The sequence below is a fragment of the Chitinivorax tropicus genome, from assembly GCF_014202905.1.
GTDB lineage: Bacteria > Pseudomonadota > Gammaproteobacteria > Burkholderiales > SCOH01 > Chitinivorax > Chitinivorax tropicus.
Genome location: NZ_JACHHY010000019.1, coordinates 96731 through 106899, shown reverse-complemented (window position 1 = coordinate 106899; position 10169 = coordinate 96731). Strand labels below are relative to the sequence as shown.

9 protein-coding genes are annotated in these 10169 nt (G+C 55.4%); 2 read left to right on the top strand and 7 right to left on the bottom strand.

Going from position 1 to position 10169, the window contains the following annotated elements; genetic code table 11:
• Positions 1 to 83 precede the first annotated feature (83 nt).
• Entirely contained in the window at positions 84 to 893 is an 810-nt protein-coding gene (locus tag HNQ59_RS14855; RefSeq protein WP_184041092.1) for a hypothetical protein, read from the bottom strand.
• Positions 894 to 1296: 403 nt separating this feature from the next.
• On the opposite strand from HNQ59_RS14855, the gene HNQ59_RS14850 reads away from it, so the two are divergent.
• Complete coding sequence (locus tag HNQ59_RS14850; RefSeq protein ID WP_184041090.1) at positions 1297 to 3027, top strand: dipeptidase; 1731 nt, start codon at positions 1297 to 1299, stop codon at positions 3025 to 3027.
• Positions 3028 to 3097: 70 nt separating this feature from the next.
• On the opposite strand, the gene HNQ59_RS14845 is transcribed toward HNQ59_RS14850, so the two are convergent.
• From HNQ59_RS14845 to HNQ59_RS14830, 4 genes are all read right to left on the bottom strand, one after another.
• Entirely contained in the window at positions 3098 to 3472 is a 375-nt protein-coding gene (locus HNQ59_RS14845) for a hypothetical protein (RefSeq protein ID WP_184041088.1), read from the bottom strand.
• 63 nt (positions 3473 to 3535) lie between these two features.
• Positions 3536 to 3988 carry a GNAT family N-acetyltransferase gene (locus tag HNQ59_RS14840; protein WP_184041085.1) on the bottom strand — a complete coding sequence of 151 codons (453 nt, stop codon included), beginning with the start codon at positions 3986 to 3988 and terminating at the stop codon, positions 3536 to 3538.
• Between the two features lie 145 nt (positions 3989 to 4133).
• Positions 4134 to 4811, bottom strand: a complete 678-nt coding sequence (locus HNQ59_RS14835; protein ID WP_184041084.1) for a YiaD family glycine zipper/OmpA-like lipoprotein — start codon at positions 4809 to 4811, stop codon at positions 4134 to 4136.
• A gap of 145 nt (positions 4812 to 4956) precedes the next feature.
• Positions 4957 to 5790: a flagellin N-terminal helical domain-containing protein gene (locus HNQ59_RS14830; protein WP_184041082.1), complete on the bottom strand. Its 834-nt coding sequence runs from the start codon at positions 5788 to 5790 to the stop codon at positions 4957 to 4959.
• 500 nt (positions 5791 to 6290) lie between these two features.
• Between HNQ59_RS14830 and ggt the strand changes: the two genes are divergently transcribed.
• Positions 6291 to 8042 carry a gamma-glutamyltransferase gene (gene ggt, locus HNQ59_RS14825; protein WP_425491398.1) on the top strand — a complete coding sequence of 584 codons (1752 nt, stop codon included), beginning with the start codon at positions 6291 to 6293 and terminating at the stop codon, positions 8040 to 8042.
• Positions 8043 to 8112: 70 nt separating this feature from the next.
• On the opposite strand, the gene HNQ59_RS14820 is transcribed toward ggt, so the two are convergent.
• Together HNQ59_RS14820 and HNQ59_RS14815 are read right to left on the bottom strand one after the other, a co-directional pair.
• A complete protein-coding gene (locus HNQ59_RS14820; protein ID WP_184041077.1) occupies positions 8113 to 8808 on the bottom strand; it encodes an ABC transporter ATP-binding protein in 696 nt (231 codons plus the stop codon).
• Positions 8805 to 10016: an efflux RND transporter periplasmic adaptor subunit gene (locus HNQ59_RS14815; protein ID WP_184041074.1), complete on the bottom strand. Its 1212-nt coding sequence runs from the start codon at positions 10014 to 10016 to the stop codon at positions 8805 to 8807. The genes HNQ59_RS14820 and HNQ59_RS14815 overlap by 4 nt, the downstream gene beginning before the upstream one ends.
• Between the last annotated feature and the right edge of the window lie 153 nt (positions 10017 to 10169).

The following is a 10169-nucleotide window of genomic DNA, read 5'->3' as shown; positions in this document are numbered from 1 at the left end:
ACAATGAAGCGCGTCCGAAGAAGGCACTGGGAGGGCTGACGCCCTCCGAGTATGCCCGACTACTGGCGGAAAGGACTGTTAAACTAACCCCGGACTCCAAAGCGGATTGCTACTGAAGATGGGGGGCGTCGGGTAAGCAAAGCAGTTGCTAACCCAATTAAAGTCAATCCGAGCGTCGCAGGTGCTGGCACTGCGCTGGTTGGGGCGTTGAGCTGGTGGAAGAGATCGAGCTTCGCCAGAACGTCAAACTCCTGAGTATTTACCTCATCCGCAGTCAGAATGGGAAAGTGTACATCAAGTAAACCGGTGGAATCATAAGGTGGGATAACTGCATATGATAATTCCCGAATGATCTCATCCGTTCCAGTTTTCAGTATCTCCAGTGTCAATGTGCCATAGCCCAAGGGTATATCTGAACGCCCGTGTTGGTTGTTTTTGTAATCCATAACCACTCCGAGCTCCAACAGACTAGGCCCGGTAAAGGTAAAGTGCATTCTGTGGTGGACATGTGCATCAACAGCTGCCCACTCAAATGGATTGACCAAGTGATCGGGATGGATTTCTGAAGTTATGGTGAGGGAGTGATCGTTGGCGATGGCTGATGTGGTTGAGTACTCATCGCTATAATTCAGACTGGTGAATTGGTCCGTAGGTAAGGCAGCTACTCCGTTATCTCGGTTGGAGCCTTTGGCCTGAATCAATCCGCTATATTTACTTTTTCCAAAAGTGATTGTGGGTGTCAAGCCATCACCCGGATAGGGATCATGTATTTGGATATTTTTCTGGCTGAAATTTGCATTCAGTGAGAAAAACTGACCAGTGTAGGCGGATGCCCAGGAGGAAAAACCTATTGCCAATACGGAAATAAACCACTTAGTAGGTTTGGAAATCATATTTTTAAGTAGGAAATTGGTTGGATTGTTTTACAAATCGCATCATGCATGTACATGATGCATTTGCGTTATGCATGCTAGCGATCTGTTGCCGATTTGTCGATGCGTGCTGCAGGCTGGTATTCGCTTAACGGGAATATTTGTCTGATGATATGTTTCCCCTTTGGGTTGGGTACGCACCGATCAACGCATCTCTGTTGTTGATCTCATCAGGGTGTCGCTGAGGAGGCTTGCCTAAGAAGGTGGCATCACGTCGGGTGGAGGGTTGACCAACTCAATGGGGGCTGGCGATACTGTCTGGATTTGTCGCTGCTCCCGATCATTGGTCATGTGCCAAAAGCCAGTCAATCAATGTATGGCGGGAGTGCCCTCTTGATGATTCGACCGATTGGGAGCCAATTTGATGAAATACACAGGGTTCGTTGCCACGACATTTTCTCTTGCACTGACACTGGTCTTCAGTCAGCTGACACAAGCAGAAACCCTGAAAAAACCTGCATTGGATCAGCTGATCCAGGTGCCACTATCTGAGCCGCCACCTGAGTTGAAAGTTTGGCTGAAACAGGCTGCAGCTGAGCAGCCTTTGGCCGAGCAGGCTGTCAGCCAATATCTGGCCCGGTCGGCGCTGAGTGGCGACGAGTTGATCAATATTGGGCGGTTATTGGGTGTCTATAACCGCATCAACAATCAGGAAGCGGTGATTCACGCCATTGACAAGATGGTGTCTATCAAGACTGTGCGCAACGAGAAAATTCCACCTTATGAAGACCCGGCCATGTTGGAATTTGGTAAGTTGGTCGAATCAATCGCAAAAGACTTCGGGTTGGCGTTCCGCAATGTTGATAACCGGGTGTTCGAGGTCAGGCTGCAGGGTAAAGGCAAAGAGGAATTTGGTATTTTGACCCATGCAGATGTGGTGCCTGTCGTGGCTGATGAATGGGTGCTGGACGATGGAACGAAGCTCGATCCATTCAAGATGGCAAGGATCGGTGGCCGATTGTATGGTCGAGGTACTATTGATGATAAAGGCTCTGTTGCGGCGGTGTTGTATGCCATGAAGGTGGTCAAAGAGAGTGGTGTACCGCTGGAGCGCACCATTCGCCTGATGATTGATACCACTGAGGAGACGGGTGGCGATGCTATCAAATACTATCGTGAGCATGCTACCTTGCCTGAGTACAATATCGTGCTTGATAGTAAGTATCCGGCGGTGGTGGCTGAAAAGGGGGCGGGGAATCTGAAGGTTTTCTTCCCGGTGGAGGCTGGCGCGGAGGATGAGGTCACCATCGTTGCAATGAGTGGAGCGGGTTCTGCGAATACCGTGCCCGAAACGGCTACTGCGGTCATCAAAGGTGGGGATCTGGCTCAGGTGGCCAGTCGCTTGGCGGCAGCGCGTGAGCCATTTATCAAGCAGATATCGCCAAAGGGTGGGGCATTCAATATTGCGTTTAAAGCGCTGAGCGAGGGGATTGAGGTGAAGGTCACTGGCATATCAGCCCATGGCTCACGACCGGAAGAGGGGATCAATCCTGTGCCCCGTCTGACCATGTTCCTGCAGGCATCTGGCGTCAAATTCGCGCTGAATCACTATTCGCGGGCCGTGCAATATATCAATGACCTGTATGGGCTTGGATACTGGGGTGAGCAAATGGGCTTGGCCTATCAAGACGATTTCATGGGGCCGCTGACCATGTCACCGAATTATCTGCGTGAAAAAGATGGCAAGCTGGAGGTCACCACCAATATCCGCATGCCACGTGGTAGGACGCCAGATGTGCTGAGCAAGGCTGTTGCGGGTAAGGTGAATGCCTGGGCTGAGTCAAACCGGGTCAATCTGGAGATCAGCCACAGCCAAGGCAATTGGATGGCCCGCGACCCGAAAGGTCCTTGGCTGGTTACCTTGTTGAATATCTTTGGTGAGGTCACAGGGCTGGATGCCAAGTCTGTATCGACGGCTGGCAGCACCACCGCCAAGCAGATGCCCAATGCCATCAACTTTGGCCCGGCCATGCCTGGAAAAAAATATACGGCTCACAACGCTAAGGAGTACAAGGAAATCGCGGATTTGGGTAGTGATCTGCAGATGTTCACTGAAATGCTGGTGCGGATCGGTAATCTCGACAAAATGCAATAAGGCTGCACGGTAGCGCCCAGCTAGGCTGGGGCTTGTCCTGCTTGACCCTGTTGGCGTATTGGCAGCAGGGTCAGACTCTCGGGCGTAACTTGGCAAAGAAATGGGTACAGGCCCCGATGCTTATACCGTAGTAAAGGCACAACTCCGTAAATTCGGACCGGTGCAGTAAATACAGGATGAAGCCGGGTATGGCACCAATGATCATGGTAGAGAGGTATGATGCCCTGCCGTGCAGCACGGTCAGTGCGTAGAGTGAGGCTCCCCACAACAAACTTGGCACGATGGCAAACATGGCGGCCATCAGGGTAAACACGATGAAAGTTGCCAACGAAACGGTGTCCTGCAGAGTCACCATGATCACTATGGTGGTGAGTAGACTACCTGCGATGCAGCCGGCCAAGGTTGGCAGTAGCGTTTTCAGTAGGATATGTAAGTAGTTTTTCATAAGCGATGCTGCCCGGCAGCCATGGCTGGTTTGAGTTCGATGTTGGATTGGTTCACCATCGCATCAACGTTGAGTGCTGGCTTGGGTTGATGATGATGCCAGTGCTTTTTCCATATGATACTTGATGATGCCATGGGGAAAGCCGGATCGTTGGTACTGAATTTCGTAACCCAAAGACAGGTAGAGTCTGGGTGCCTGAAAGCTGAATGTTTCCAGATAGACGTTTGAGCACCCCTGCTGGCTGGCGAGTTGCTCAAAGGCGCACACGAGCGAAGACCCCAGGCCCGCACCGCGCCGTTCTGGAAGCACCCACAATTCCTGGAGTTCGCAGCTTTTCCCCCACCAACGGCCCAGCACCCCACCGATGACTTGCCCTGATTCTGATCGGGCAAGGCATGCAAGCTGTTTCACCTCGTGCAGCGGGGCTGCGCTGGCATTCGAATCCTCAAGCCCTTGATCGATGATCAGCGCCTCAGTGGGCCAGCTGTCGTAAGTGGTGAGCGTGGGCTGCGGCATGGTGATCCATCCTGTTTGGTCAAGTGGTTTGTTTGTTGAATCAGCAGCACGGATCAACATACCGTGCGGTCATGGCCTGAGCAGGTCTTTGCCCCTTGGGTCTACCAGCCCAGGCCGTGGCCATGTCAACACAAACCAGTGTCGATCAGCCTTGGATGACCGGCTCAATCAGGATCTCGACGCGACGGTTGAGGGCTCGGCCTGCCTCGTTGTCGTTGCTGGCACGGGGCTGGGTTTCGCCACGGCCATAGGCACGCAGGCGCTCAGGGGCGACCTGTCGGTTCAGCAAATACTCTTCAACTGCATTGGCACGGTTTTCCGACAGCGTCTGGTTGCTGGCGTCCGAGCCGACGTTATCGGTGTGGCCTTCGATTTCCAAAGTGGTCTTGCCATAGGTGTTCAGGACTTTGGCGATTTTATCCATCGTAGGCAGGAAGCCCGGCTTGATGGCGTAGGAATTGGTGGCAAAGGCGGTGGTGTTGGTCATGGTGATGCGTAGATTGTGCTCGCCTACCTTGGTGATCTGGATATTGCCTTGCTGCACTTCACTCGCCAGCACCCGGTTCAGATCCTTGGCTTGGCTGTCCATGTAGTTGCCGACCAGCCCGCCTGCGATACCGCCGCCAATCGCACCAATCAGCGCACCTTTGCCACGGTTTTTGTGGTGGATGGCTGCGCCCGCGACTGCACCACCCACTACGCCGATGATGGCGCCGGTTTCGGCATTGGTCAGTGGGCGTGAGCGACCATATTCATCTGTAGCGCAGGCTGACAGGCCAAGGGTGATGATCAAAGCAGCGGTAAGGGTGGTGCGTAACTTCATAGGTATATTCTCAAATGGTGAATGACGCAAAAGCGGCAGTGTAACCAGCTGTGGAAGCCACGACAATGTGTGCGGGCGGTGGGAGGATGGTAGGTGGGGCAGGGTGAATGTGTGCTGAATCCACCCTGCGAGGGAAGACGAACGATCAGCGGCCCAGTAGGCTCAGCACCTGCTTGGGTTGGGCATTGGCCTGAGCCTGCATGGCCAGGTTGGCTTGGGCGCGGATGTTTTGCGAAGCCAAGTCTGCAGTGGCAGCACCGTAGTCGGTATCACCAATGCGGCTTTTGGCGGCAGACAAATTGACCGAAGCTTGTTCAAGATTGCTGATTGCAGCGCTGAAGCGATTGCTGACCGCACCAAAGTCGCTACGGGTTTTCGACAGGGTGGATAGGTCGCTATCAAGGTTTTGCAATGATTGTGTGGCGCTGGCCTGGCTGGTCAGATCGATGCTGCCTGCCAGTGAGTAAAGCCCGCCTCCCCCGGGTGGGCTCGACAGATTAGTGGCGGTGACGGCGATTTGATCACCTGCGTTGGGGCCTGACTGAAATGCAAGAGTGTTGTTGCCCTGCAACAGTGCGGTGCCGTTGAAATTGGTGTCGGCTACAATCGAAGCATTGGATTGACTGAGCTGATCGGCCTCAGCCTGCAACGCGGAGCGATCCTGGCTGCTCAGGCTGCCGTTGCCCGCCTGCACGGCTAGCTCGCGCAGCCGTTGTGAGTTGGATTGCAACTGCTCCAGCGCGCCGTCCGCTACCTGAGTGAGCGAAATGCCATCATTGAGGTTAGCGCTGGCTCGATTGCTCCCTGCAATCTGGGCGGCAAATTGCTCGATGATGGCGCTGCCAGCCGGGTCAGTGGCAGCACTGTTGATGCGTTTACCGGTGGAGAGGGATTGCAGGGTTTTGTTCTGCGATTGCTGGATGTCATTGAGCTTGTTCTGCGAAAACAAGGACGATGTGCTGTTGATCGAGATGGCCATGATAGGTCTCCTGCCGTGCTGGCCAGTGTGCCAGCTGGGTGAGTTGGAATCCGCTCAATATCGGGGCATGCCGGTCATCGGTGAGGGGAGTCTTGTCCCACCGTTTCAGTTGTCCCTACTCGGGTCATGTCTGATCATTTCACTTTACGCCAATTTCGTCGATAAGTAACCGCTTTGAAAAGCTTTTTTTGCCATGCTTGGTGGCGAACCATGCAGGCGGAGGCACTGGGCGTGTGACTGGGCTCCATACCTACGGTGTGTGGGATAGCCCTGATTAACGACTGACAGGCAAGCTGCTGGAATGCACAAACTGAGCCTACACTTCATTCACATCATCATAGGTGGGGTGGGCGAAGGCATTATGGACTGGGCATGATCCAATCCGTTTGATCTAGGGGATGAATGCCAGAGCCCAGGCACTGTGCCAGGTTCTGTTGGCTGGGCTTCGTGCTCGTAAAGGACTGAATACCAAAGCAGAAGAGATAGAGGATGACATGAAAATGAATGGAATGGGTCGCATGTTTCGCATGGGGGTTTTGGCATTGGGCGTGGCCTGCGCAGTGGGGGCTAGCCAAGCCTGGGCAGACGCCACGCCGGCTGGTTCGATCAAGTATGACTATGAGCAGGACATTTTCCACCCGGTATATGCCAAGTATGGCATGGTGGCCGCTGAGCACGAGTTGGCCAGCAAGGTGGGGGTTGAGATCCTGAAGCGTGGTGGCAATGCGGTGGATGCCGCTGTGGCGGTTGGGTTTGCATTGGCGGTGGTGTTGCCCAATGCAGGTAATCTGGGCGGCGGGGGCTTCATGGTGTTGCATGATGCCAAGACCGGCAAGGCTGTTGCCTTGGATTTCCGCGAGATGGCGCCATTGCAGGCCAGTCGTGATATGTATCTGGATGAAAAAGGGGCGGTGGTCGCTGGGCGCTCGACCTACACCCACCTGGCCATCGGCGTGCCGGGCACGGTGGCAGGTATGGAGTATGCCCTCAAACGCTGGGGTAGTATGAGTCTGGCAGACGTGATCGCCCCGGCCATCAAGCTGGCGGAAGAGGGCATGGTGGTGAGCCCGACCCTGGCCAAGATGTTGATGATCGAGCGGGACAACCTGGGTAAGTGGGATAGTACGCGTGAGATATTTTTCAAGGATGGCCAGCCCCTGAAGATGGGCGAGCAGCTGGTGCAGAAAGATCTGGCCAGGTCATTGCGGCTGATTGCCAAGGCAGGCGCCAAGGCATTTTATGAAGGGCCGATTGCAGACCAGATCGTGGCTGAGATGGAAAAGCATGGGGGCCTGATCTCGAAAGATGACCTGAAACGTTACCAAGTGGCGGAGCGTGCACCCGTCAGCGGCGTGTATCGTGGTTATCAGGTGGTGTCAATGCCACCACCCAGCTCGGGCGGCACACACATCGTGCAGATCCTGAACATGTTGGAGCGCTACCCACTGTCGGAATCCGGCGTCAACAGCGCTCAGACCATCCATTTCTTGGCGGAAGCCATGAAACTAGCCTATGCCGATCGGTCGGAGTACCTGGGCGATCCTGATTTTGTCAAAGTGCCAGTCAAAGGCTTGACGGCCAAGGCTTATGCAGACGAATTGGCGAAGCGGATCAGCCCGACGGCGGTGTTGCCTGCCACCGAGATCAAGCCCGGCAAGCCTCAGCCGTATGAGAGCGATCAGACCACTCATTACTCGGTAGTGGACAACAAAGGTAATGCGGTGGCGGTCACCTACACGCTGAACCTGAATTTCGGCTCGGGCATCGTGGCGCAAGGCACGGGGATTCTGTTGAACAACGAGATGGACGACTTCTCGGCCAAGCCCGGCGTGCCCAATGCCTATGGTTTGATTGGTGGCGAGGCGAACGCCATCCGGGCGGGCAAGCGTCCGTTATCCTCCATGTCGCCGACCATCGTGCTGAAAGACAATAAACCCTGGTTGGTGACCGGCAGCCCCGGTGGTGCCCGCATCATCACCACGACCCTGCAGACCATCGTGAATGCCATCGATTTCGGTATGAACCCAGCAGAAGCAGCAGCCGCACCACGGGTGCATCACCAGTGGTTGCCAGACGAGCTGCGCGTAGAAAAGGGCTTGAGCCCGGATACATTGAAAATCTTGCGTGAGCAGGGATACAAAGTGGCGGTGAAGCCCACCATGGGTCGTACGCAGACCATTCAAGTGCGTGAGGATGGCCTGTATGGGTACTCAGATCCGCGCAATCCGGATGGTGCGACATTGGGGTTCTGATCTGGCCCTGGCAGGCAAAAGCCGCTACAGGCAGCGGCTTTTGTTGGATGGTGCGGGGCGTGGTCTGTCGCTAGTCGTGTAGCTCCAGCGATGACAACTCGCCCTTCTCCAGATGCCGCACTGCATGCGCCCGCTCGGCAGCCCGTTGGTCATGGGTCACCATGATGATGGTCTTGCCCAGTTGGGTGTTCAGCTGATCGAGCATGTCCAGAATCTCACCAGCCGATTTGCGATCCAGATCCCCGGTTGGCTCATCTGCCACGATCAACGCTGGGTCGGTCACGATGGCGCGGGCGATGGCCACCCGCTGTTGCTGTCCCCCAGACAACTCATTCGGGTAGTGATGCATCCGATCCGCCAGCCCGACCATGGCGAGCGCGGCCTCGGCGTGGCTGCGTCTTTCCCTGGTGGTCAGGCCGGTCAGCATCAGCGGCAATTCGACATTCTCCAGGGCATTCAACACCGGCATCAGGTTGTAGAACTGGAAGATAAAGCCGACATTGCTGGCCCGCCAGGTCGCCAGTGCGGATTCGCCCAGTGTCGAGATGTCCTGCCCATTGACCAGAATCTGTCCTGATGTGGGTTTGTCGATGCCGGCAATCAAATTCAGCAGTGTCGATTTGCCAGAGCCCGATGGCCCCATCAGCCCTAGAAAATCACCATGTTTGATGTCGAAACTGATGTCGGTCAGCACCGGGACGATCTGATCGCCTCGCTGGTAAGACTTGGCCACATTGATCAACGACACAGCCACGGCATCACTCATTTTTCAGCCACCACCACGGCGCCGCCGTCCTTCAAGCGCTCAGAGGGTTTGTTGACCACTTTGTCACCGGGTTTGACCGGCCCTCGGATGGTCTGCAGATCACCCAGTTGTTCGCCACGCTCGACTTGAACCTTTTTCGCGTGGCCATCGATCACCTGCCATAACCACGTCTGCTTACCCTCGCCAGACAAAGCGGTGGGGGTGATGGCCACCTTGGGCTGGCGCTCATTGGTATTCAGCTCGCGTGTCAGAAATGCAACCTTGGCGCTCATCTCCGGCAGGACCTGATCATGTTTTTCCACAAAGCGGATCTTGAACATGACCGTGGCTTTGGAGCGATCCACCGACGGCACTTGGCTGGCCACCACCCCTTTCAAGCGCATGTCGGGTAATGCATCAAGCTGGATCTCACACGGCATGCCGACCTTGACCTTGCCAACGCTGGATTCCGCCACATCGGCTTCGACCTCCAGTGTGCTCAAATCCGCCATGGTGACCACGGCTGCCTTGGCTTCGGCGCTGGATGAAAATGGCGCCACCACATCACCAACATTGGCATTCTTGGTCAGAATCACGCCATCGAATGGGGCACGGATTTCGGTATTGGCCACGGCGACTCTGGCTGCTTCTGTACCTGCCACAGCGGCCCCAATGGCTGATCTCGCTCCCGAGACACCAGCCTTGGCGCGATCCAGCCGGGCCTTTACCTGATCCAACTCGGCATTGGAGATGAAATTCTGCTTTTTGAGATCCAGTGCCCGATCATATGCGCGTTGGGCATCCTGCAGCTCGGCCTCAGCCTCTTGCAGGCGGGCACGGGCTATGTCGATATTGGCAGCTGCTTGTGACACATTCGCCTTGAGGTCGGCGTTCTCCAGTTTGGCAATCAGCTCGCCCGCTTTGACGGTCGAGCCCTCACGCACGCCCAGCCATTCCAGCCGCCCTGTCGCTTTGGAGGCAATCGATGCCTTGCGCTGCGCCACCACATAGCCAGTCGCATTCAATACACTGAGGGCCTGTGAAGGATAAGCTTGTGTCACCGAGGTCAGCTGAATCGGGGTGGGCCGGTTCGCCATGCTGATCACCAATCCCCCCACCACAAGAACGGCCAAAGTGCCGCCGATCCAACGACCAAGATGACGGGACTTACGCGGTGTTGCCAACAACGGCTGACGTTCGATTTTCAGCTTCGAGATGTCGTTATCCATGCTTGTGTCCGGCGGATGGGAGGCCCGCACAGTATAACCAATCTGTAGCCTTGTGATGCAGCTAACTTGCCTGAATGTCAATACCAGCTTGGTTTGGCTGCTGTTGACTCGGCTTCAATGCTCCTGTCGGAAAAAGGATGACGGAGGCCGGGG